This is a genomic window from Ruegeria sp. G10 (assembly GCF_056533645.1).
This window is the reverse complement of the sequence record NZ_JBQFOQ010000017.1, coordinates 35,202-57,832: the sequence shown is the minus strand read 5'-3', so window position 1 is coordinate 57,832 and position 22,631 is coordinate 35,202. Positions and strand designations below refer to the sequence as shown.

General features: G+C 59.3%; 16 protein-coding genes. 12 read left to right on the top strand and 4 right to left on the bottom strand.

What is annotated here, in order from left to right:
* Positions 1-62: 62 nt before the first annotated feature.
* The 3 genes from ACR0KM_RS19935 (at position 63) to ACR0KM_RS19925 (ending at position 3,732) form a co-directional block, all read left to right on the top strand.
* Positions 63-512: a universal stress protein gene (locus ACR0KM_RS19935; protein WP_480825744.1), complete on the top strand. Its 450-nt coding sequence runs from the start codon at positions 63-65 to the stop codon at positions 510-512.
* A 78-nt stretch (positions 513-590) separates the two neighbouring features.
* The gene (gene ggt / locus ACR0KM_RS19930; protein ID WP_480861341.1) at positions 591-2,342 is read left to right on the top strand and encodes a gamma-glutamyltransferase; all 1,752 of its coding nucleotides are present in this window, start codon (positions 591-593) and stop codon (positions 2,340-2,342) included.
* Positions 2,343-2,526: 184 nt separating this feature from the next.
* Positions 2,527-3,732, top strand: a complete 1,206-nt coding sequence (locus tag ACR0KM_RS19925; RefSeq protein WP_480861342.1) for an MFS transporter — start codon at positions 2,527-2,529, stop codon at positions 3,730-3,732.
* Between the two features lie 59 nt (positions 3,733-3,791).
* Here the strand turns inward: ACR0KM_RS19925 and ACR0KM_RS19920 are convergent, their stop codons facing one another.
* Both ACR0KM_RS19920 and ACR0KM_RS19915 read right to left on the bottom strand, forming a co-directional pair.
* Positions 3,792-5,267, bottom strand: coding sequence for an NAD-dependent succinate-semialdehyde dehydrogenase (locus tag ACR0KM_RS19920; RefSeq protein WP_480861343.1), 1,476 nt, complete (start codon positions 5,265-5,267; stop codon positions 3,792-3,794).
* Between the two features lie 2 nt (positions 5,268-5,269).
* Positions 5,270-6,547 (bottom strand): 4-aminobutyrate--2-oxoglutarate transaminase, encoded by a 1,278-nt coding sequence (locus ACR0KM_RS19915; RefSeq protein ID WP_480861344.1) that lies wholly within the window; start codon positions 6,545-6,547, stop codon positions 5,270-5,272.
* 149 nt (positions 6,548-6,696) lie between these two features.
* On the opposite strand from ACR0KM_RS19915, the gene ACR0KM_RS19910 reads away from it, so the two are divergent.
* The 8 genes from ACR0KM_RS19910 (at position 6,697) to ACR0KM_RS19875 (ending at position 15,718) form a co-directional block, all read left to right on the top strand.
* Positions 6,697-7,263 (top strand): cupin domain-containing protein, encoded by a 567-nt coding sequence (locus tag ACR0KM_RS19910; protein ID WP_170674640.1) that lies wholly within the window; start codon positions 6,697-6,699, stop codon positions 7,261-7,263.
* Between the two features lie 138 nt (positions 7,264-7,401).
* On the top strand, positions 7,402-7,923 hold the full coding sequence (locus ACR0KM_RS19905; protein ID WP_480861345.1) for a VOC family protein: 522 nt from the start codon (positions 7,402-7,404) through the stop codon (positions 7,921-7,923).
* 70 nt (positions 7,924-7,993) lie between these two features.
* Positions 7,994-8,344, top strand: coding sequence for a hypothetical protein (locus ACR0KM_RS19900; RefSeq protein ID WP_480529864.1), 351 nt, complete (start codon positions 7,994-7,996; stop codon positions 8,342-8,344).
* 113 nt (positions 8,345-8,457) lie between these two features.
* Positions 8,458-9,426: a carbon-nitrogen hydrolase family protein gene (locus ACR0KM_RS19895; protein WP_480825757.1), complete on the top strand. Its 969-nt coding sequence runs from the start codon at positions 8,458-8,460 to the stop codon at positions 9,424-9,426.
* Between the two features lie 44 nt (positions 9,427-9,470).
* The gene (locus ACR0KM_RS19890; protein ID WP_480861346.1) at positions 9,471-12,203 is read left to right on the top strand and encodes an aminotransferase class I/II-fold pyridoxal phosphate-dependent enzyme; all 2,733 of its coding nucleotides are present in this window, start codon (positions 9,471-9,473) and stop codon (positions 12,201-12,203) included.
* Between the two features lie 17 nt (positions 12,204-12,220).
* The gene (locus tag ACR0KM_RS19885) at positions 12,221-13,669 is read left to right on the top strand and encodes a biotin carboxylase (protein WP_480861347.1); all 1,449 of its coding nucleotides are present in this window, start codon (positions 12,221-12,223) and stop codon (positions 13,667-13,669) included.
* An 8-nt stretch (positions 13,670-13,677) separates the two neighbouring features.
* Entirely contained in the window at positions 13,678-14,667 is a 990-nt protein-coding gene (locus ACR0KM_RS19880) for a C45 family autoproteolytic acyltransferase/hydolase (RefSeq protein WP_480861348.1), read from the top strand.
* Position 14,668: 1 nt separating this feature from the next.
* A complete protein-coding gene (locus ACR0KM_RS19875) occupies positions 14,669-15,718 on the top strand; it encodes a glycosyltransferase family 2 protein (protein ID WP_480861349.1) in 1,050 nt (349 codons plus the stop codon).
* Here ACR0KM_RS19875 and ACR0KM_RS19870 read toward each other — a convergent pair.
* Positions 15,715-18,879 (bottom strand): glycosyltransferase family 2 protein, encoded by a 3,165-nt coding sequence (locus ACR0KM_RS19870; RefSeq protein ID WP_480861350.1) that lies wholly within the window; start codon positions 18,877-18,879, stop codon positions 15,715-15,717. The two genes, ACR0KM_RS19875 and ACR0KM_RS19870, sit on opposite strands and share 4 nt — an antisense overlap.
* Before the next feature lie 671 nt (positions 18,880-19,550).
* A complete protein-coding gene (locus ACR0KM_RS19865; RefSeq protein WP_480861351.1) occupies positions 19,551-20,330 on the bottom strand; it encodes a methyltransferase domain-containing protein in 780 nt (259 codons plus the stop codon).
* 513 nt (positions 20,331-20,843) lie between these two features.
* Here ACR0KM_RS19865 and ACR0KM_RS19860 point away from each other — a divergent pair.
* Positions 20,844-22,556 carry an adenylate/guanylate cyclase domain-containing protein gene (locus ACR0KM_RS19860; RefSeq protein WP_480861352.1) on the top strand — a complete coding sequence of 571 codons (1,713 nt, stop codon included), beginning with the start codon at positions 20,844-20,846 and terminating at the stop codon, positions 22,554-22,556.
* Positions 22,557-22,631: the final 75 nt, after the last annotated feature.

Sequence of the window (22,631 nt, the reverse complement as noted above, 5' to 3'; positions counted from 1 at the left end):
GGCCTCATCGCCTTCCTGCAAAGGGGCCGCGCCGCACGCACCACACAACAAGAGGTAACACCATGACAAAATCCGTCCTTTGTGCTGTGGATGCTGGAAAACCCGAAACCGACGCCGAAGTTTTGCGGCAGGCTGGGCGTCTGGCCGAGCTGGACGGGGCCCAACTGGATGTTGTCACGGTATTGCCCGACTATGGTGAATCATTCGTTGGAAGTTTTTTTGAACCCGAGCATCATGAACAGGCCGTCGCCAAGGCGCAGGCCGCGCTTGAGGCACTGGGCAAGTCGGTTCTGGGCGAATCGCGCAACGCCAAGGTCCGTCATGTGGTGGCGACCGGCACCGCCTATCAGGAAATCCTGCACACGGCACAGGAAGCAGGCAGCGATCTGATTGTCATCGGCGCGCATCGGCCGGACCTCAAGGACTATCTTTTGGGTCCCAACGCAGCCCGTGTGGTCCGGCATTCCGAGGTATCGGTTTACGTGGTGCGCGCGGCCAAAGCGGGGGCATAGCACGAGCCCGACCAGGGAACAGAAAACCAAAAGAGCAGAACGAACAGGAAACCCGTCAATCATCACCCGGAGGATTTAATGATGAGGACATTTCTAAGAACCGGCGCCGCGCTGGCCCTGGGGGTTGTCGCTGGCACAGCCAGCGCGCAAGACCCCGCGCCGGAATATGGCTACGGATGGGAGGACAAGGATTCGGTCACCGGCACCGAGTTCATGGTCTCAGCCGCCAACCCGATTGCTGCCAAGGCGGGCTATGATGTGCTGGCTGCGGGCGGCACCGCCGCAGATGCGATGATCGCCGTGCAGCTGATGTTGAATCTGGTCGAGCCGCAGTCGTCCGGCATCGGTGGCGGCGCGTTCCTGCTGTATTGGGACGCGGAATCCGAAACACTGAACACGTTTGACGCGCGCGAGAAGGCACCCGCCAAAGCTACGCCCGAACGGTTCCTGAATGCCGAAGGCGAGAAGATCCCGTTTGCCGAGGCGATCTCGGGCGGGCAGGCCGTGGGTGTGCCCGGCATCCTGCGTCTGATGGAAGTGACCCATAACCTCTATGGCAAGAAAGACTGGGCGTCGCTGTTCCAGTCGACCATCGAACAGGCCGAGAACGGGTTCGAAGTGTCGCCGCGCATGGCGAACTCGATCCAGTCGACCATCGACCGCGAACGTTATCTGGACGTCTTCCCTGGCGCCAAGGAATATTTCTTCAACGAAGATGGCAGCCCGCTGGCCGAAGGCACCCTGCTGAAGAACCCCGATTTCGCCGAGACCCTGCGTATTCTGGCCGACAAGGGGGCAAACGCCTTCTATCACGGCCCGATTGCCGAAGATATCGTGGCTGCGGTGGATTCCACGTCGAAGGTTGAAAACAACATCACGCTGGAAGACATGGCTGCCTATCGGGTCAAGGTCCGCCCCGCCGTCTGCGCCGATTATCGCGGCTATGACGTCTGCGGCATGGGCCCGCCGACCTCGGGTGGTCTGACCGTGGGTCAGATTCTGGGTATCCTGAACAACTTCGACCTCAAGAGCACTGGCTGGAACGCCGAGCTGGCGCACCTGTATGCCGAGGCCGCCAAGCTGGCTTATGCCGACCGCGCGCTCTACATGGCCGACAGTGATTTCGTTGACGTTCCGGTCAAAGGTCTGCTGGACAAGGACTACCTGAAACTGCGGTCCGAAATGATCGATCCGGCAGCGGCCAGCGAAAAGCGCTCGGCCGGTGAGCCGCCGCGCGATCACACCGCGCTGTTCGCGCCGTCGCAGAACCCGGATCGTCCCGGCACCAGCCATATCGTGATCCGCGATCAGTATGGCAACGCGCTGTCGATGACCACGACGATTGAGACCTTCTTTGGCAGCCGTGTCTTTGTTCGGGGCTTCCTGCTGAACAACGAACTGACCGACTTTGACCGCGCGCCCAAAGATGGTGACCGTCTGGTGGCCAACCGGGTCGAGGGCGGCAAGCGTCCGCGCAGCTCGATGTCGCCGACCATCGTGATGAAAGATGGTGAGCCCTATCTGCTGATCGGTTCGCCCGGTGGCAGCCGCATCATCAACTATGTGGCCAAGACCATCATCGCGATCCTCGACTGGGACATGGACCCGCAGGACGCCATCGAGACCGGCCACTTCGTGCACCGCAACGGATCAAGCATGGAGGTGGAACAGGAAACCGCTGCCGCCGATTTCCTCGATGCGCTTGCCGCGAAAGGGCATGAGGTCAAGGCGGCCGACCTGAACTCGGGTCTGCACGCGATCCTGATCAAGGATGGTCAGCTGATCGGGGCTGCGGATCCGCGCCGTGAAGGTGTGGCCCTGGGGCAGTAGCAGCGGGAACCGATTTCATAGAATGAAATCGGGCCGGAAACTTTCAAAGTTTCCGGCTCCCGAGGCAGACAAACGCTCCATGCACCAACACATATAAATCCGGGAAGGGCCGCGTGGGACATTCGGGATGTCCTAAGCGGCCCTTTTCACTTGCTTTACGTATCCGCCCGTCCGATAGGGCGATATGTTCAAGAACCGCGCCATCGCCTTTATTCTGATCACTCTGATGCTCGATGCCATCGGCATCGGCATCGTGTTCCCGATCATGCCGGACCTGATGGACCGGGTTGGCGCTGGCGATACCGGGCAGGGCGCTTTCTGGGGCGGGCTGCTGATGGCGGCCTATGCCGGGGCGTTGTTCCTGTGCGGCCCTATCGTCGGCAGCATCTCGGATGCCATTGGCCGCAGGCCCATCCTGATTGCCGCCTTGGTCATGCTGGCGCTGGACTATGTGATCATGGCGCTGGCGGACAGCTTCTGGCTGCTTCTGCTCGGGCGAACGCTGGCGGGTCTGGCTGGGGCGACCTACATCACCGCGACGGCCTATATTGCCGACATCTCGTCACCAACCGAGAAAGCCAAGAACTTCGGGTTGATCGGCGCGGCATTCGGGATCGGGTTTGTCCTCGGACCTGCGATTGGAGGGCTTGCGGCCGAGATCAGCATCGCCGCACCGTTCTGGATTGCAGCCGCGCTGTCGGCGGCCAATGCTCTGTTCGGCGTGTTTGTCCTGCCCGAAAGCCTGACGCCCGAGAAGCGCCGCCCCTTTGGAAAACGCGATCTGAACCCGTTCAAATCGATCTTTGACGCCTTCCGGTTTCCGGGTCTGGCGGTGCCGCTGCTGTGCATCTTCATCTTCGAGTTCGCCAACATGGTCTACCCGACCCTATGGGCGTTCTGGACGCGCGAGGTGTTCGACTGGCCCACGCTTTATATCGGCCTGTCGCTTGCGGCCTATGGCGTATTGCTGGCCATCGTTCAGGGCGGGCTGATGCCGGTCTTCATCAGGTGGATCGGCGATTACCGGACCCTGATGCTGGGTATGATTTCGGCGCTGATCGGCATGATCGGCTTTGGGTTCACGGCGACGGTCACGGCCCTAGTGGTCTTTTTGTTGCTGGCCGCATTGTCTGATCTCGTGCCCGCACTGATGACCGCAATGGCCTCGAACCAGGCGGACGAAGACCGACAGGGCGTGGTGCAGGGCGTCATCGCGTCACTTTCATCCGTTGCTGCGGTTCTGTCGCCCCTGGTGATGACCGGCCTGTTTCAGGCATCGGTCGATGGCGAGGGGATTTACCTGCCCGGCGCACCGTTCTTTTTCTCGGCCGCTCTGGTGCTGGCGATGATGCCTTTGGTGGTCCGTTTGCGCGGGCACGCATCGGTCTGAAAAGAAAAGCACCCGCAGCGGACTGCGGGTGCGTTGAACTTCAGCTACCCTGGGCCGGTTTAATGGATTTCGCCCATGCAGAGATACTTGATCTCAAGGAAATCCTCGGTCCCGTATTTCGACCCTTCACGGCCCAGACCGGATTGTTTGACGCCGCCGAACGGCGCGACCTCGGTCGAAATCAGGCCGGTGTTGATACCCACCATTCCCGATTCCAGCCCTTCGGCCACGCGCCAGACGCGCGCCAGATCGCGGCTGTAGAAGTATGAGGCCAGACCGAACTCGCTGTCATTGGCCATGGCGACGACGTCATCCTCGTCCTCGAACTTGAACAGGGGCGCGACGGGGCCAAAGGTTTCATCCTTCGCCACCACCATGTCGGGGGTCACGCCAGTCAGAACGGTGGGCTCAAAGAACGTGCCGCCCAGATCCGAGCGTTTACCGCCCAAAGTGACGGTTGCGCCTTTGGACACCGCGTCTGAGATATGTTCCTCGACCTTGTCGACCGCTGCCTGATTGATCAGCGGGCCCGTGGTGACGCCATCGGCAAACCCGTTGCCAATGTTGAGACCTTTGGTCTTTTCGGCCAGCTTGGCGGCGAACTCGTCATAGACGCCCGCCTGAACATAGATGCGGTTGGCGCAGACGCAGGTCTGGCCATTATTGCGGAACTTGGCGATCATCGCGCCGTCGACGGCGGCATCCACATCGGCGTCGTCGAAGACGATGAAGGGCGCGTTGCCACCCAGTTCCAGCGACATCTTCTTGATCGTGCCCGCCGCCTGACGCATCAGGATCTGGCCCACGCGGGTTGAACCGGTGAAGGTGATCTTGGCGACCTTGTCATTGGTGCAGAGCTCATTGCCCACGCCCGAGCTGTCAGTGCCCGGAATGACGTTGAGCACACCCGCCGGGATACCCGCGCGCTCGCCCAGCACCGCCATCGCCAGCGCCGACAGCGGCGTCAGCGTTGCGGGGCGCGCCACAAAGGTACAGCCCACCGCCAGCGCCGGGCCGACTTTGCGCGCGATCATCGCGTTGGGGAAGTTCCACGGGGTGATCGAACCCACCACACCAACGGGCTGTTTCAGAACCACGATGCGCTTGTCGCGCTGGTGGCCGGGGATGACGTCGCCATAGACGCGCTTGGCCTCTTCCGAGAACCACTCGATGAAGGACGCGCCATACAGCACCTCACCCCGTGCCTCGGGCCAGGGCTTGCCCATCTCGGCAGTCAGAATGGTGGCCAGATCGTCGGCGTTTTCAACCATCAGATCGAACCATTTGCGCAGGATCGCGCCGCGTTCCTTGCCGGTCTGCGCGGCCCATTCCTTCTTCGCAGCGTAAGCGGCGTCGATGGTCTGCGCGGTCCCTTCGATGCTGACATCGGTCACGTTGGCGATCAGATCACCCGTGGCGGGGTTGTAGACGGGGAACGTCGCCTCACCCTCGATCCATTCGCCGTTGATATAGGCGCGGGTTTCCAGAAGGCTGGGATCTTTCAGCTCCAGCTTGGTCACTTTGGTATCCAGCATGTTCAGGCTCCTTTGGCAGCGTCGACCGAGGCTTCGAGGATATCCATCGCCTCGGCGAAGATCTCGTCCTGCACCGTCAGCGGCGCGAGGAAACGGATTACGTTTCCATATACGCCGCATGTCAGCAGGATCAATCCGCGCTTGAGCGCCTCGGCGCGCACGGCGTTGGCCATGTCGGGGTTCGGGGCGCTGCCGTCGGTGGTGTTGAACTCGGCCGCGATCATGAAACCGGGGCCGCGGATGTCGACGATTTCGGGCGTGCGGGCGCGGATCGATTCCAGACGCTGTTTCAGGCGCGAGCCCATCTCGTTGGCGCGGGCGCACAGGTCTTCTTCCTCGATCACATCCATCACCGCATGGGCTGCGGCGATGCCCAGCGGGTTGCCGCCATAAGTGCCGCCCAGACCGCCGGGTTGCGCGGCATCCATCAGGTCGGCGCGTCCTGTGACAGCGGCGAGAGGTAGACCGCCCGCCAAACCTTTGGCCATGGTGGTGATGTCGGCGGCTACGTCATAGGCATCCATCGCAAACAGATTGCCGGTGCGGGCGAAACCGGTCTGCACTTCGTCCGCGATCAGAACGATACCGTGTTCGTCACACAGCGCGCGCAGACCGCGCATCAGTTCGGCTGGCGCGGGGTAGAAGCCGCCTTCGCCCTGAACCGGCTCGATGATGATCGCGGCCACACGGCCCGGGTCCAGATCGGCCTTGAACAGCTTGGTCAGCGCGCCCAGCGAATCTTCGGTCGAGGTGCCGTGCAATTCGACCGGGAAGGGCACGTGATAGGTGTCGGGCATCATTGCGCCAAAGCCAGCCTTATAGGGCTGCACCTTGCCGGTCAGGGACATGCCCATAAACGTCCGGCCATGGAAACCACCGCCAAAGGCAATCACGGCAGGGCGGCCAGTTGCGGCGCGGGCGATCTTGACGGCATTCTCAACCGCCTCGGCACCGGTGGTCACAAAGACGGTTTTCTTGGTGAAATCGCCCGGCACCTTCTCGTTCAGACGCTCGGCCAGACGGATGTAATTTTCGTAGGGCAAAACCTGATGGCAGGTATGGGTGAAGTTCGCGGCCTGCTTTTGCACCGCTTCCATCACCTTGGGGTGGCAATGCCCGGTATTCACAACGGCGATGCCTGCGGCGAAATCAATATAGCGCTTGCCCTCGACATCCCACACCTCGGAGTTTGCGGCGCGGTCCACATAGACCTGCGTCTGCATTCCCACGCCCTGCGCGATCGAGGTGTTGCGGCGTTCAGCAATCTGAGCATTCAGCATCTTGCGTCCTTTCGGGTTATCGGGCGCGTGCCCGCAAATCTGACCGCGCGACTGTAATGCCCACAGCCTCAGGCGAAAGCCTGTTTCTTGTGAATCATAAGCCCTTGATTTACGGTCCCGGCACCCCTCAAGTGATGCGGATAGTGAACATGAAGAACGCCAATCAGGATGATCTGACCCTTGGATTACGCCTGCGGACCCTGCGCGAACGCGCGGGCCTGTCGCAGCGGGCGCTGGCTAAGAAATCGGATGTACCGAACTCGACCATTTCGCTGATCGAGTCGGGCAAGATGAACCCCTCGGTCGGGGCGCTGCGGCGGATTTTGCAGGGCATTCCGATCAGCATGTCCGATTTCTTCTCGTTTGAGATCGAAAGCGAACAGACCGTGTTCTACGCCGCCGAAGACCTGACCGAGATCGGCAAGGGCGGGCTGTCGCTGCGGCAGGTGGGCTCGAACCTTTATGGCCGCGCGATGATGATCCTGCAGGAGACCTATGATCTGGGCGCGGACACGGGCCGGGTGATGTATGGGCACGAGGCCGAAGAGGGCGGCATCGTGATCTCAGGCCGCGTCGAGGTCACGGTGGGCGATCAGCGCAAAGTGTTGGGGCCGGGGGATGCTTATTACTTTGACAGCCGCACGCCGCACCGGTTCCGGCAGGTGGGCCCGGAAAAATGCCGTATCGTCAGCGCCTGTACCCCCCCGACATTCTGACCTTCAGCACGGAAATCTCAGCACTATGCATCATAGTGTTGCAATATTCGCCGAGTTGATCCACAGTATGGTGCATAGTGCGGGAGTTTCCCCGCATGTTCCAACGGGCAACCCCCGCCCAATTCGGAGATTTGAGTTATGAAAAAGAAGCCTGCCACCCTGCCCCGCGGCTATCGCACCTGCACCGCATCGCTTGCCGTTGCCGATGTTCCTGCGGCGCTGGCCTTTTATGAAAAAGCCTTTGACGCCAAGATTCAGGCCTATGATGCGGAAGAGGCCCCCGGCTTTGCCGCCATCAAGATCGGCAATTCGATGCTGTTCGTCACCGCCGGCTGGGGCGCGCATGTCCCGACCGTTCCCGGCACCGTGATTCCGGTTGGTCATCATATGTATGTCGAGGACGTGGATACCACGCTGACAAACGCTCTGGAAAATGGCTCGACCCTGATCGCGGATGCAAACGATACCTATTGGGGCGAACGTTGCGCCACCGTTGCCGACCCGTTCGGCCATATCTGGACGCTGGCGACACGCATCGAGAACCTGAAATCCGAAGACATCAGCGAGCGCCGCAAGGCGCTGTTCCAGGCGATTCAGGATCAAGACGCCGAAGCTGTGGTCGAAACCACTGAGGCGGCTGAACAGACCGCGGCCGCGTGAGCCCGTCAGAGGTTGATCAGAAGACGGATCGTGAGGTACCGGAATGGGTGTGTTCTTTAACAGGCAAATCATGAACGACGCACCCCTTCCCACTTTCACGATCCGCCAGAACGATCTGGCCATCCTCGCCGCTGAAAACCGGATCGGAGACTATCCGGTCGCCGTGCGCACCGCGCGCGAAGTGGTCAGCGGCGGTTTTGCCAACCAGTCGGCGCATCCCAACACCTGGACAGTCTACTTTCTGGTCGATGGCCAATGGGCGCTGGTCGAATCCACGCGCGGTCTGCGCCGGGAATGGTCCAGTCTGGACCGGTTGGAAAAATGGCTGCGCAGTTGTGGCTTCCGGTTCTTCTGGGTTCGTAACGACATCGACTTTGTGGAACCGCTCGGCGAGGACGTCGCCGAGGAAGAGGCCGGATAAATCAATCGCCTGCGGACAGTGGGCTTGCGCGAACACGCGGTTTTATGTTCCGATGAAGAACGCCGGATCACCACGGCAGTCGCAATCGGCAAGAAAAAGAGAAGAAACGAAAAATGACCCCCTTTGCGATAACCGGAATCCAGATGCATGTCGGCGCCATGCATTCGAATGTCGAGGCGATGCTGCATCGGATCGATGTGATGATGGCGCGGTTCCCCTGGACTCAGATGGCGCTGTTCAGCGAACTGGCCCCTTACGGCCCGCTTGACCGGTTTGCCCAGCCCTTCCCCAATGACGACCTGTCGCGGTTTCAGGATGCCGCGCGGCGCTATGGCATCTGGCTGATCCCCGGCTCGATGTTCGAAAAGCACGAGGACGGGCGGATTTTCAACACCTCGGTGGTGATCAACCCGGATGGTGAGATCGTCTCGAAATATTCCAAGATGTTTCCGTTCAAGCCCTATGAGCAGAGTATCTCGTCTGGCACCGAGTTCTGCATCTTTGATGTCCCGGATGTGGGCCGGTTCGGTCTGTCGATCTGCTATGACATCTGGTTCCCCGAAACCACCCGCCACCTGACCAGCCAGGGGGTCGAGGTTCTGCTGCACCCGGTTCTGACCGGCACCACCGACCGCGAGGCCGAGCTGTCGATCGCCAAGGCCACGGCTGCACAGTTCCAGTGCTACGTGTTCGACGTGAACGGGCTGGCCGCAGGCGGTGTGGGCCGCTCGCTGGTGGTCGATCCTTCGGCAACCGTGCTGCACCAGTCGGCGGGGCAAGAGGATATCTTCCCCATCGAGATCGATCTGGATCAGGTCCGCCGCCAGCGCGAGGTCGGGTTGAAAGGTCTGGGTCAGGTCCTCAAAAGCTTCCGCGACCGCGAGGCGGATTTCCCGGTCTATGACCGCAACAGTGGTGCGGATGCCTATCTGCACACGCTTGGCCCGCTGCGCATTCCGCAAAAAGGCGACGTGGCAGGCGTTGCTGCATCCGACCCCAGAACGGCGCTGGGATATAATGAAGACGCCGCGAAGAAGCCCGATAATCTCTATCTCTACAAAGGGCGCTCAGGGACAGACTGATACCGGGGCAGCTTTTCGGTATCGGCAGAAAGGACAAGGATTTCATGCACGGCTTATCCGACAGCGAAAAGCTCCACACCATCTCGGACTATTACAGCGCCTCACAACTGAGGGCAGACCGATGGAGCGCGCTGCGGGAAACTGCGGAATCTCTGGACCAGAACGCCAGCGAAAAGGATCGGGACCGGGCACGGCAATTGCTTCGGGCGCTGGCCCCGATCGAGGTGTATTTTGCCTTTCCCGGCGGGTCGGCTTTTGATTATCTGCGCCGGTTGCTGGATCACGGTAACTTCGCAGATTTCTCGACTGCTGTGCGCCGGGTCTCGCGGGCACTGACCTCGGGGGCTTATCGCCGCCGCTCGATCCCTTTGATCGCGGATGAAACCGAAGGAGATGAGTTCGAGGATGAAGCGGCCCAAAGCCACGAGGCCCGTGCGCTGGGGCGGCCTTATTTTGAGGTGATGATCGTTGACAACGTCAACGAACATCAGGAACGGTTCCTGCAATCCAGCCTGCAGCGGATGCGCCGCAGCGAAGACCCGTTCATCTACGAGACCGTTGTGGTCCCCAGTGTCGAGGACGCGTTGATCGGGGTCCTGTTCAACCAGAATGTGCAGGCGGTCATCGTTCGCCCGGGCCTCAGCCTGAAATCCAAGAACGAAACCAATGTGCTTGGGCGCTATATCAGCCTTTATGGCGAAGGGGCTGATCTGGATGCGCTGTCCCCTTCGGAATATGGCCCCGAGACCTGCCGCCGGATCGGCATGCTGCGCCCGGAACTGGATGCCTACCTGATCACCGACCGATCCGCCGAGGATATTGCGGGTCTTGATCTGGGTCTGTGTCGGCGGGTTTTCTACAATCAGGAAGACTTTCTGGAACTACACCTGAACATCCTGCGCGGGGTGCAACGGCGGTACAAAACACCTTTCTTCACGGCGCTGAAAGAATATTCCAAACAGCCCACCGGCGTATTCCATGCGATGCCGATCAGCCGCGGCAAATCCATCAGCCGCAGCCATTGGATTCAGGATATGGGGGCGTTTTACGGCTCGAACATCTTCATGGCAGAAACCTCGGCCACCTCGGGCGGGCTGGATTCCCTGTTGGAACCCCGTGGTCCGATCAAAGAGGCGCAAGAGGCCGCCGCCCGCGCATTCGGGTCAAAACAGACCTTTTTTGCCACCAACGGCACCTCGACCTGCAACAAGATCGTGGTGCAGGCGCTGGTCCGACCCGGCGACATCGTGCTGGTCGACCGCGACTGTCACAAATCGCACCATTACGGCATGGTTCTGGCAGGGGCGAGCGTGGTCTATATGGACAGTTACCCGCTGCATGACTACTCGATGTACGGCGCGGTGCCGATCCGCGAGATCAAGCACAAGCTGCTGACTCTGAAGGCCGAAGGCAAGCTGGATCAGGTGCGTATGGTACTGCTGACCAACTGCACCTTTGACGGTATCGTCTACAACGTCCAACGCGTGATGCAGGAATGTCTGGCGATCAAGAAAGACCTTGTGTTTCTGTGGGATGAGGCCTGGTTCGGCTATGCCCGTTTCGCCCCCAACACCCGCGTGCGCACCGCCATGCGTTCCGCCAACCTGTTGCGTGAACAATTCCGTACCGCTGAGCACGCCGAAGCTTACGCCGCCCAGCAGGCCGAGTTGGAAGGCGCGGATGATGAGACATTGCTGAACACCCGCCTGATCGCGCCGCCGGACGCGCGGGTTAGGGTCTATGCCACGCAATCCACGCATAAGACGCTGACCGCGCTGCGGCAGGGCTCGATGATCCACGTCAACGACCAGCAGTTCAAAGGCGCGGTGGAAGAGGCCTTTCACGAGGCCTACATGACCCACACTTCGACCTCGCCCAACTATCAGATCATTGCATCGCTGGATGTGGGCCGCAGGCAGGTCGAGATCGAAGGCTATGAGTTCGTCCAGCGACAAGTCGAAAGCGCCATGGCGATCCGAAGGGCGGTTACGACCCATCCGCTGCTCAGGAAATACTTCCGGCTGGTCACGGCGGGCGACATGATCCCCGAAGAATACCGCGAAAGCGGCATGACCAGCTATTTCGATCCCGATCAGGGCTGGGCAGACGTCTGGGATTGCTGGGCCAAGGACGAATTCGTTCTGGATGCCACCCGCATCACCTTGCATGTGGGTGCGACGGGCTGGGATGGCGATACGTTCAAGACCAAGATCCTGATGGATAAATACGGCATCCAGATCAACAAGACCTCGCGCAATACCGTGCTGTTCATGACCAATATCGGTACCACGCGCAGTTCGGTCGCGTATCTGATCGAGGTTCTGGTCGAGATTGCCAAGGAACTGGACGACCTGATGGACGACGCGTCCAAGATGGAAAAGCGCGCCTTCGAAAAACGCGTCAAGAACCTCAGCGAACACGTCCCGCCGCTGCCGGATTTCAGCCGCTTCCACGACGCGTTCCGCTGTGTTGACGGCACCGAGGCCGGAGACATCCGCACCGCGTTCTTCCTGTCTTATGACGAGGATAATTGCGATTACGTGGAACCCGACAAGGACATGCTGGAGCGGCTGGAAGCGGGCGAGGAAATGGTCTCGGCCACTTTCGTGATCCCATATCCGCCGGGCTTTCCCATTCTGGTGCCGGGGCAGGTGATTAGCCCCGAGATTCTGAAATTTATGCAAGAGCTGGACGTGTCGGAAATCCACGGTTTCCGCGCCGATCTGGGCCTGCGCATTTTCACCGAAGACGCTTTGAAATCAGTCAAGAAAACATAAGGGACTGGGAGGACCATATGCCAAAGAAGGTGCTGAAGAACATCTCGGAAATCCGCCGGTATTTCCATACCAACAAGGACCCGATCTATTTCGTGTCGGCGACCAATTTCAACCTGTTGGGGCTGGATGAATGGGTGATGAATTTCACCTATATCTGCTACATGGATTGCTTTGACGGGCGGCATCCGAACGTGTTCGTGCCTTCCGAGATGCCGCATGACGAATTCCAGTCGATCGAGGACATCAACAACTATTTGCTGCAGCACAAAGAGGTCATCGACCTGATCAAGCGGCGCGGCGGCAAGCCGAAGTTTGTGTTCCTGATGTTTGATGAAACGACCGAGAAGCTGGTCAAGGAGCTGGGCGGTCAGCTGTGGTTCCCCAAGGCCAAGCTGCGCACCAAATGCGACAACAAGATCGAAACGGTCCGTATTGGCAACAAGGCGGGTGTGCCGTCTGTGCCCAATACGCTGAGTGTGGTCAAAAGCTATGATCACCTGAAGAAAATCTGCGACAAGGCCGGGCTGGGGCATGATCTGGTGTTGCAATCGGCCTTTGGCGACAGCGGCCACACGACGTTCTTCATCAAGTCCGAGGCCGATTTCAACAAGCACAAGGACGAGATCGTCGGCGAGGGCGAGATCAAGATCATGAAGCGGATCGACTGTCGCGGTGCGGCGATCGAGGCCTGTGCCACGTCCGAAGGCACGATTGTGGGCCCGCTGATGACCGAGCTTGTGGGCTTCAAGGAACTCACCCCCTATCGCGGCGGCTGGTGCGGGAACGAAATCTTCTCGACCGCGTTCCCGCCCAAAGCCCGCGAACAGGCGCGGCAATTGACGTTCCAGTTCGGCGAGGAACTCCGCAAATCCGGCTATCGCGGCTATTTCGAACTCGATTTCCTGATCGACAAGAAGACCGGCGAGCTGTGGCTGGGAGAGCTCAACCCCCGCATCACCGGGGCCAGTTCGATGACCAACCACGCCGCTTTTGCCCATGCGGATGCGCCGCTGTTCCTGTTCCACCTGCTGGAGTTCTCGAAGAAGCCCTTCCAACTGGATGTCGAGGAACTCAATGCCCGCTGGGCCGACCCGGACATGATCGACAGCTGGTCGCAGATGGTGATCAAGCACACCGATGACAGCGTCGACCGCATCACGCAGGCGCCGCAATCGGGCATCTACAAGATGCTGGAAGATGGCCGCGTCGTGTTCGACCGCTTCGACTATCACCGCCGTGCGGTGGGCGAGAATGAAGCGTTCTTCCTGCGCATCTCGAATGTCGGCGATTACCGCTATGAAGGGGCCGATCTGGGTATTCTGGTGACGCGGGGCCGGTCGATGACCAAGGGTTTCAAGCTGACCGACAAGTCACGCAAATGGATTCACGGCATCACCTCGGCCTATGCGGCCGAACCGCTGCCCGCGGCGCAACCGATGGAAGACCCCGCGTTCAAAATCATGTAGAAAGCCCCATGGCGCTTGTATTTCGCTCAATCGATGAGGCGCAGCCCGGTCCAAAGCTGGCCGGGCTGTTTGCCGAATACTGGCCCGCCTACCGTAAGTGGTGGGCGAAAGAGGGGTATTCGGCCCGCCCCACCTATCGTGAATGCCTGCGCGCGCTGGAACGCCACATGCCCGAGATCATGCCGCTCTATGAACAGGTGGTCGAACTGGTCGGCGGCAGCGACAGTCAGGCGCGGTTCCTCAGCTTCTATTGCCCGCCGAAATACCTGTCGGGCTGCAGCCAGGCGATCTGGCGCGGCAAGACGCCGTTTCTGGTGCGCAACTATGACTATCACCCGAAAACCTTCGATGCGGCGATGCTGAAAACCCGCTGGGACGGGCGCGGCGTGATCGGGATGAGCGACGGCATTCTGGGCCTGCTCGACGGGATAAATGATGCCGGTCTGACCGTATCCCTGACCTTCGGCGGGCGACGCGAGGTCGGCGACGGGTTCGGCGTGCCCTTGATCCTGCGCTATGTGCTGCAGACCTGCGAGACCACGGCCCAGGCGGTTGACGCCCTATGCCGCATCCCCTGCCACATGAGTTACAACGTCACCGTTCTAGACGCGAAGTATAACCACAGCACGGTGTATCTTGCCCCCGACCGGCATCCGCAGATCTCGGACGTCCCGGTGGCGACGAACCATCAGGGCCATGTGGAATGGTCCAAACACGCGCGGTTCACCGCGACAGTCGAACGCGAACGGTTCCTGCTGAACCGCCTGAACCAGCACCCCGAAAGCGAGAAACGGTTCATCGACGCCTTCCTGCGCCCGCCGCTCTATTCCACCGCGTTCAAATCCGGCTTTGGCACGCTTTACACCGCTGTCTACCGGCCAGCGAAAAAGCAGCTGCAACTGCTCTGGCCCGGAGCGGCATGGGATCTGTCCTTCGAAAATTTCCCGGAAGGCGAGCTGAGCCTGCTGCTGCCTGAAGCATCAGAGGCGGCGTATTGACGTGAGCGGACCGCGCTGCCTGATCGTAACCTCGATGCGCAATGAGGGGCCGTTCATTCTGGAATGGATCGCCTATCACCGCGCCATCGGCGTGAGCGATTTCCTGATCTTCAGCAATGATTGCGACGATGGCACCGACGCCATTCTGGACCGTTTGCACGCGTTGAAGATCATCTGCCACAAGCCCAACCCGCGCAAGGGCAAGAAGACGGTGCAATGGCAGGCGCTCAGCCGCGCCTCGAACCATCGGCTGGTGGAGCAGGCCGACTGGATTCTCGTCTCGGACGTGGATGAGTTTCTGTGCATTCATGAAGGCGACGGCCAGATCACCGACCTCATTGCTGCGCGCCCTGATGCGGATGCGTTTGCGGTGCCGTGGCGCATGTTCGGGCATAATCAGCAGGTGGGTTTTCAGGATCAGCCGGTGACGGGTCTGTTCACACGCGCCGCCCCCGAAACGCTGCTGTGGCCGTGGCGCGCGGTGCAGTTCAAGACCCTGTTTCGCGCCGATCACCGGCTGGACCGGTTGGGCGTCCACCGGCCCCGATTGCAGGAGGGCGCTGCCTTCACCATGGTCGACGGCAATGGCGACCCGGCCCCCGCCGTCCCAGGCACGGTGATCCCCAGCGTCGCCTCCCGATACGGGCTGGCGCAGCTGAACCATTATGCGCTGGGCGCGGTCGAGAACTATCTGGTCAAGGCCGAACGGGGCCGCCCAAATCACAGCGAGGATCCGATTGATCTGGCCTATTGGATCGACCGCGATTTCAATCAGGTCGAGGATACCGCGATCCTGCGCCACGCTGATGCCATTGCCCAAGGCATCGCCGAGTTGCGCGCTGACCCCGAGCTGGACCGGCTGCACATCCGGGCCGTCGCATGGCGACAGGCACGAATCCGGGCGCTGCTGCAGCAATCGGATATGTTCTACACCTATGCCCGCATCTGCCAGATCGGCCCCACCCGCGTACTGCCGATGAGCACCCAGCGGCGGATGTGGGGCCAACTGATGTCGATCCGTCAGGCGATCCACGCCGAGAAACAGCGCTAGTCGGCGACCTCAGCTTCGGTGCGTTCGGGCATGAAAATCGCGTCCGGCTGGTCGGGCGCGGATATCTTTGCATAGAGCTGCGCATATTCGGGCAGCGCCTTCAGTTCTGCCACCTTGCGCTTATGCGTCTCGACGCCGGATCGGTGCAGCGCTGCAACCTGCGGGTCTGCCATCATCCGGTCCAGTTCCGCGCGGGCGCGCGGCACGTGCCGGCAGATACGATCATCGCGTTCACTGTTATAGTTCCGGCGATCCCAGTAATAGCCGCCCATGTCCTCATCCACATGGTTCACCCGGCCCCGATCCCGCTTGACCAAATAGCTGTCGGCGGATCGCAGGGTGTAATGGTTCAGCGTCACCATATCATAGCCCAGCGACCGCTTGGTCGACCGCCAACTGTTCGAGGCATGGACCTGCTGCGGCATCTCGCGTCCCGCGCCATTGACCCAGCGCACCTCAGAGAGGCGCTCGTGATCCGGGTCCAGCGGTCGGTGAACGCCGATCTTGCCGTAAGGCGCGGATTTATGGACCAGCGTCTTGAAACCCCAGCCCATGCGTGGTTTCGGGATGAATTGCGGCGCGCAGCGATCAAAGGTCTCGATGATCCAGCTATCCTGGAAATCGGTGACGCCTGCATTGCCGAACAGCTTCCAGGTCATCGAGATCAGGTTGGGTTCGTTCATCGCGGCAAACAGGTCCGGCAGGGTGCCCTCGCCCACATGGATATTGATGAATTCGTCACAATCCATGCACATATACCAATCCGCCTCTGAGATCAGAGGATGAGTGATCGCATGGTTCAGCGCACCGCGCTGCGGCTTCTGTCCCTTGTCGGCCTTGAACGGATTGTCCAGCCGCGTCACATATCCCAGCGCCTGCAGCCGGTCCAGCAACGCGACCGTCTCATCGGTGCAGTCATTGGTGTAGATCAGGAAATCCGTCACTCCGATCGAGCGGTGATAGGCGACCCATTCCAGCACAAAGGGGGCTTCGTTCCGCATCGTGGTGACAAGGGTGATCCTGTCGCGCGACAGCGGGGTCGCGGGTGCAAGCGGCGAAAACAGTGTCTCGGCCCGTTTGCGGACACTCTCGTAAGCCTCCTGCGCGTCGGCCCCCAACAAGATGGGATGAGACTGGGTCTGCGGAATATCCTCATCCGGCATTGGCGGCTTGCGTGCTTTGCTGACAAAGGGCGAGCCGGTCAGCGTGGCGGGCGTCAGCGGTGCAAAATCTGGCTGGACCTCGTCTGAAACGCGATGCGACAGGATATCCTGAGACAGGATTTGATAAAGCTGATTGTACTCGGGCAGGTCCTTCAACGCGTTGGCGCGCGCCCGGTGCCAGTTGCAGCTTGCCGCGTGCAATTCGGCCAACCGCGGGTCCGAGATCAGGCTGACGCGCAGCGGCCGGGCCTTTTCGAAATGGGTGCGGATCGACCCGTCCTGTTCGTCATTGCGGTTATGGATGTTCCAATACCCGATGCCCTGTTCGCGGTTGATGTGGTTGGTGCGTCCCCGGTCACGCTTGACCAGATAGCTGTCCAGCGAGCGGATCGAGTAATGGTTCAGCGTCACCAGATCATAGCCCCAGCTTTCCAGCGATGACCGCCAGCCTTTCTCATGATACCGGTCCGGCATCTGGGTGCCTGATCCGTTGACCCAGTGGGGCATGGTATCTGTGCTGGGGTTCAGCGGGCGGTGGATGCCGAATTTCGAATAGCTTGACGGCCTGCGCGCAAAGGTCTTGAAACCCCAGTTGTGATGGGGAAACCGCACTTTGAGCGGGGCGCAGCGGTCGAATTGCAGTGGCACCGGGCTGTCGTCGAAATCGGCCACGCCGGAACAGCCAAAAAATCGCCAGGTCATCGAGATCATCTCGGGGTTGCCGGTGGCCTCCATCAGCGATCGCAACGTGCCCTCGGGCGTGTGGATGTTGATATATTCATCGACGTCGAACACCATGTAGGCATCCGCCGACTGGATTACCGGATGATCCTGCGCCAGCGCCAGTGCCACGCGCTGCGGGCGCTCGCCCTTGTCGATGCGCGCGGGGTTGTCGACGCGGGTGACCAGCCCCTGTTGGGCCAGAAGGTCCAGAATCTCATCCGTGCCGTCCGAACAGTCGTTGGTGTAAATCAGGAAATGGGTGAACCCCAGCCACAGGTGATAGGCGACCCAGTCCAGAATATAGGGACCTTCGTTCTTCATCGTTGTCACACCGACCACCGAGTTGAGCGGTGCCGCATCCCGGGTTGTGGGCGTGGCCGCGGCATATTGCTTGCCGCCGATTTCGTCCCGGAACACTCGGGCAAAGGCGCTGTCGGGATCGGGGTTCGGATAATCGCGCAAGGGCGCATCCAGCGGGTTGATCTTGTGCTTGATCAGCAGCTGTCCAAGCAGGCCGGTCGGATCGGGTAGGCCTTTGTATTGCTCGGCCAGAAACTTGCGCATCCGCCGCCCGTAAAGGTGCACCGAATAGGTGTTGTCGGTGACGTAGTCGCTGATCCGGTTGTTGGGTTTGACGATCTTGCGCCGGTCTTTGAACGTGTAGGGATACAGCCCCTCCTGCGCGAACGCATAGCGATCCTCGCCCGTCTTGTGCAGGAAGTGAGACACCGCATGGGGCCCCCAGACCCCCCACGGCTGTTCGCCCGCATGGACCGGGTTTCCGGCCGCTTTCTTCTCCTCCAGCTCTTTGACGTAATCCTCGCCATACCATGTGGGAATGGCAAACTCGTCCGAGCAATGATCCAGCAGCAGGCCCAGCGCCGCGCTGTCGCGGGGCAGGCCCAACACGCCGCCATTGATGTGTTTCTTGCTTTCCCAGCCAAAGAAATGCCCGGTCTCGGTGACGAACGGCTTGCGACAATAGGCGTCCGTGTCGGCCCAGATCACCCGATCCGCGCCGTGCAGCATGTGATATCGGAACAGATCGGAATGCAGTGCTGGCGAGCCTGTGCGCTCATGCACCAGAAATCCGGTTTCCGGCAGGATGTCGGCGGCGTCGCGAAACTCGACCCCGTCTGGCACGCGATCGACGTCCTCGTAAGTATAGAGGATCGTGTGGTGCCCCGCATCGAGGAAAGACTGCACGCAAAGCTGCTCAAGAAAGCTCAGCGAGCCGCGCATCCACAGCATGCCGATTTGATGAAGCTCTGTCATGTCACGCTCTGAAACCTCGCCGCGGTTCGCTTTGGTAGACCTAAAGCGGTTTATTTTTTGAAAACTCTAGTGGATCGTGGCGGGGGCGTCCAGAAAGCCAGCCGGAGACGGAGGGAATAAAACGTCTCTGGCACAGGGTTGGCGTGATCTAAGGTACATACCGAACGCAAAGGCGTAGCAAGCTGGCACAGATCGACGCGCACCAAACTGAGTTGAGGGCGACATGATAAGACCAAACCACGCGCGGATGCGCGGCAGATCGCCGGAAAACTGGATCACGCATCAAGTGCCTGCTGCGCGCGAGTTTGAGACTAAACTGCGTCAGGACGCAGATCCTGAGTCTCTTTACACTCTTTGTGTCGGGCGCCAACGGGCATGTATTGCCGAGATTACAGATGATCCAGAGATGCGCGCGTCAAGAGACCGGGTAATAGCTGAAGACATTTCCTCTGAGCTGGAGAGCTGACACGACGCATCCGTTCAGCGTCGTTCCGGCACGCGGCGTCCCAAGTTCACCCCGCAAACGGCGGCTAAGTGGGTTGCGACTGCAGAACGGTTGCAGCCGGTCGATTTGCCGCTTTGAGTCGCCCGATACAACGGCCCAGATCTGCTGATTTCGAAAGTCCATCGCACAACTTCACCACCAAACACCGTTCCGTATTCGGTGCGGATCAAACAACTTTACGAGCGCTGACAACAAAGTGTGTCAGAGAAAAGAAGAAATGCCCGGTGTTTGCTAAGGCACGTTGCTCCTCGGCCCATTCTCTTGCTTCTTGTGCTGGAACAAGGTTCTTGGCCACGGCAAATCCACTCATCAGAACGATCATCATATTGGCCAAGCCATCAGGCTTCAGTTGCGTATCGCAAATCGTAATTGGATTGATCGAATCTACCAAGAAACCAGATTCATTCAAAATGGAAGGCAGTAGTGCAGGCACTCCGCGCGCGGAAAAATGGTGGTCCCAAGCGTCAATCATTCGAGCCATTCTATCTGGCTGATCGCTGTGCCAAACCAGACTGTCAAAATGAATGTCTCCGACGACCAATCGGCCTTCGGGCTTTAGAATTCGGCGGGCTTCGGACACAGCCGCCGGGATGTCATCCAGGTATTCGAAGACCTGAACCGAAACCGCCTTATCCGCTGAGCTTGCTTCAAGAGGGAGGCTGTCTGCCGAACCATCGATAATTTCGACCCAACTAAATTCCCGGCACCGTTCAAGTGCCGATTGCCGCATATCGTTGCTTGGATCGACTCCAACAATACGACCTGTGCTGCCCACGGCGCGCGCAAGCTCTGCGGTCAATAAACCATTGCCGCAGCCGATATCGACAATCGTTTCGCCCGGGCCAGGTCTGAGCGCATCGAATGAACCTTGGCGCCGTCTTGTGACGTCTGCCCCCAAATAGACGAAGTCCAGACGTCGAGTAGTTTCGGCATCAAAAGCAAGCATGAAAATCCTTCGAACCCTTCACAATGTGAACACTATAGCACATTGGAACAGAAATATCCGTTTCGAGCTCAAGGTCGGCCAAAGTGCCTGCAGATTGTGCCGATTTGGCTCGCCGCACAAAGCGGTTGTTAAGCTCGTTTGAGCGCCTAGCCGTCCGTGTAGATGATGGGGTTTGGAGGGAGGATTGGAGGGCAAATAGTGCCAACAGTCTAACCTCCCGCAGTCCATTCGAAGCGCAAGCCATTAGCAAAAGACAGATTGCCGGACGGAAACGTCCACTGCCGCCAAAATAGGTGTGAGCAATCTGTACTCGACGTTAACTTTTGGGCAATCCACGCGGCCTTGCTTTGTTCAACGTCGCCATCGACCGTTGGCTTCGAGGCCGTCACCCTGTCCAGCCAAGCCACCTTATTGTTGAACTGGAAGATGCTCCGAACCGAGCGCAACGACACCCCTGTCATGCTGACAGAGTTAGCAAGTCACGTTAAGTATTGAGCGACGGGGGGACTAAGAGTGGATACACGACTTACTACGGTGCTTGCGGCAGATGTTGTCGGTTACTCAGCGCTCATGGATCGAGACCGGCAGGGTACATTCGTTGCGCTAAGATCGTTCCGCGAAGAAACCCTCCAGCCATTGCTGGTAGCCCATAAAGGCAAATTGATCAAAAGCATGGGCGACGGATGGATCGCCGAATTTCAATCCTCATCCGATGCCGCAGAATTCGCGATCGCGATCCAGTCATCGCTGAAACCAAACAGCATAAAGCTTCGAATTGGTATTCATACAGGTGAAGTGGTGACTGATGGTGATGACATTTTCGGTGATGGAATAAATGTTGCCGCTCGCCTGGAAGCATTGGCCGAGCCGGATCAAATTCTGATGTCAGATACGTCCCATAATAGCCTCGACCGCACTGGCGCGTCGCGTTTCGACGGTGGAGAACAGGCCGAACTAAAAAATATCACGCGTCGTGTTGCGGTGTGGTGCTGGCCGAAGGGAACTTCAGCCAATTTATCAAAGAACGAAAAATTCAAACCCGGGATCGCCGTGCTTCCGTTCGACAATATGTCAGCCGATCCCGACCAAGAGTTCTTTGCGGACGGCATAACCGAAGACATCATTACAGAGCTGTCTCGGTTCAGCTGGATGATGGTCGTGGCCCGAAATTCGTCTTTCACGTTCAAAGGTAAAAGCACAGATGTCCGAGAAGTCGGTCGAGCGCTTGGAGTGCGCTATGTGCTCGAAGGGTCGGTCAGACGTGCAGGTCAACGCGTCCGAATTACGGGCCAGCTGATTGATGCAGAAGACGGTAGCCATCTCTGGGCGGATCGCTTTGATGGCGTGCTCGACGACGTTTTCGACCTTCAAGACAGAGTTACGCTTGAGGTCGTAACAGCAATTGAACCGTCGCTGCGACAGGCAGAAACCAAACGCGCGCGTTCGAAACCAACCAACAATCTCGAAGCATATGAGCTTTACCTGCGGGCCCAATCGCATTTCCATCTTCTAACCGATGAAGACAACCGCGAGGCTATTAGGCTGACGACCTTGGCGCTGGATCGAGATCCTGACTATGCCGCCGCATCCGGGTTATTGGCCTGGCTGCATATTCAGCGGATGGTGCAAGGGTTGGAGCCTGTAGGTGCCGGTCCGCAGGACGCTGTGAAAGCCGCCGAACAGGTCCTGCATAGCGATCGGGCAGACGGTGTCGCTATGGCATATGCGGCGCACTCGATCTCAATGCTTGCGCGCGACCTGCCGCGTGCACGATTGGCTTTCAAGCAGGCGCTTGAACAAAACCCCAACGCTGCAACAGTTCATATGCTGGCATCGGTAAATCTTTTTCTTCTTGATCGGCCAGAAGAAGCGCTGAAACATGCGAAACACTCTGTCGAACTCAGCCCATATGATCCGTTGCGCTACGCTGGCTATGTTGCTCAAGCAAGTGCACTCTTCCATCTGGGCCAATACGAAAAAGCGGCTCAGGCGTGCCGCGAAGCCCTCGCAATTCGGTCAAGCTTTGTTATGAGCCACCTGATGCTGATTGCATCTTTAGGACAACTTTCCGAGGAGAACGCTGCCCAAAAGGCGGTTGCGGATCTGCTGGCATTGCGCCCCGAACTGACCGCCACCGCAGCACAGAGCCAAATGCCGCTTTTTTCGGTTCCTGCTTGTGCAAATGAGTGGCGTGAAGGGTGGTTAAAAGCAGGTCTTCCAAAGTGAATTCGTGACAGGATTGCTAAATTGGTCTTTTAAACCAACGTTAAATGAGCATCGTCAGACACAACTGGAATTGAG

What these genes read in the sequence shown, in the direction of transcription:
- ACR0KM_RS19935 (WP_480825744.1), top strand. Translation starts at nt 63, where the DNA reads ATGACAAAATCCGTCCTTTGTGCTGTGGATGCTGGAAAACCCGAAACC.
- ggt (WP_480861341.1), top strand. Translation starts at nt 591, where the DNA reads ATGATGAGGACATTTCTAAGAACCGGCGCCGCGCTGGCCCTGGGGGTT.
- ACR0KM_RS19925 (WP_480861342.1), top strand. Translation starts at nt 2,527, where the DNA reads ATGTTCAAGAACCGCGCCATCGCCTTTATTCTGATCACTCTGATGCTC.
- ACR0KM_RS19920 (WP_480861343.1), bottom strand. Translation starts at nt 5,267, where the DNA reads ATGCTGGATACCAAAGTGACCAAGCTGGAGCTGAAAGATCCCAGCCTT.
- ACR0KM_RS19915 (WP_480861344.1), bottom strand. Translation starts at nt 6,547, where the DNA reads ATGCTGAATGCTCAGATTGCTGAACGCCGCAACACCTCGATCGCGCAG.
- ACR0KM_RS19910 (WP_170674640.1), top strand. Translation starts at nt 6,697, where the DNA reads ATGAAGAACGCCAATCAGGATGATCTGACCCTTGGATTACGCCTGCGG.
- ACR0KM_RS19905 (WP_480861345.1), top strand. Translation starts at nt 7,402, where the DNA reads ATGAAAAAGAAGCCTGCCACCCTGCCCCGCGGCTATCGCACCTGCACC.
- ACR0KM_RS19900 (WP_480529864.1), top strand. Translation starts at nt 7,994, where the DNA reads ATGAACGACGCACCCCTTCCCACTTTCACGATCCGCCAGAACGATCTG.
- ACR0KM_RS19895 (WP_480825757.1), top strand. Translation starts at nt 8,458, where the DNA reads ATGACCCCCTTTGCGATAACCGGAATCCAGATGCATGTCGGCGCCATG.
- ACR0KM_RS19890 (WP_480861346.1), top strand. Translation starts at nt 9,471, where the DNA reads ATGCACGGCTTATCCGACAGCGAAAAGCTCCACACCATCTCGGACTAT.
- ACR0KM_RS19885 (WP_480861347.1), top strand. Translation starts at nt 12,221, where the DNA reads ATGCCAAAGAAGGTGCTGAAGAACATCTCGGAAATCCGCCGGTATTTC.
- ACR0KM_RS19880 (WP_480861348.1), top strand. Translation starts at nt 13,678, where the DNA reads ATGGCGCTTGTATTTCGCTCAATCGATGAGGCGCAGCCCGGTCCAAAG.
- ACR0KM_RS19870 (WP_480861350.1), bottom strand. Translation starts at nt 18,879, where the DNA reads ATGACAGAGCTTCATCAAATCGGCATGCTGTGGATGCGCGGCTCGCTG.
- ACR0KM_RS19865 (WP_480861351.1), bottom strand. Translation starts at nt 20,330, where the DNA reads ATGCTTGCTTTTGATGCCGAAACTACTCGACGTCTGGACTTCGTCTAT.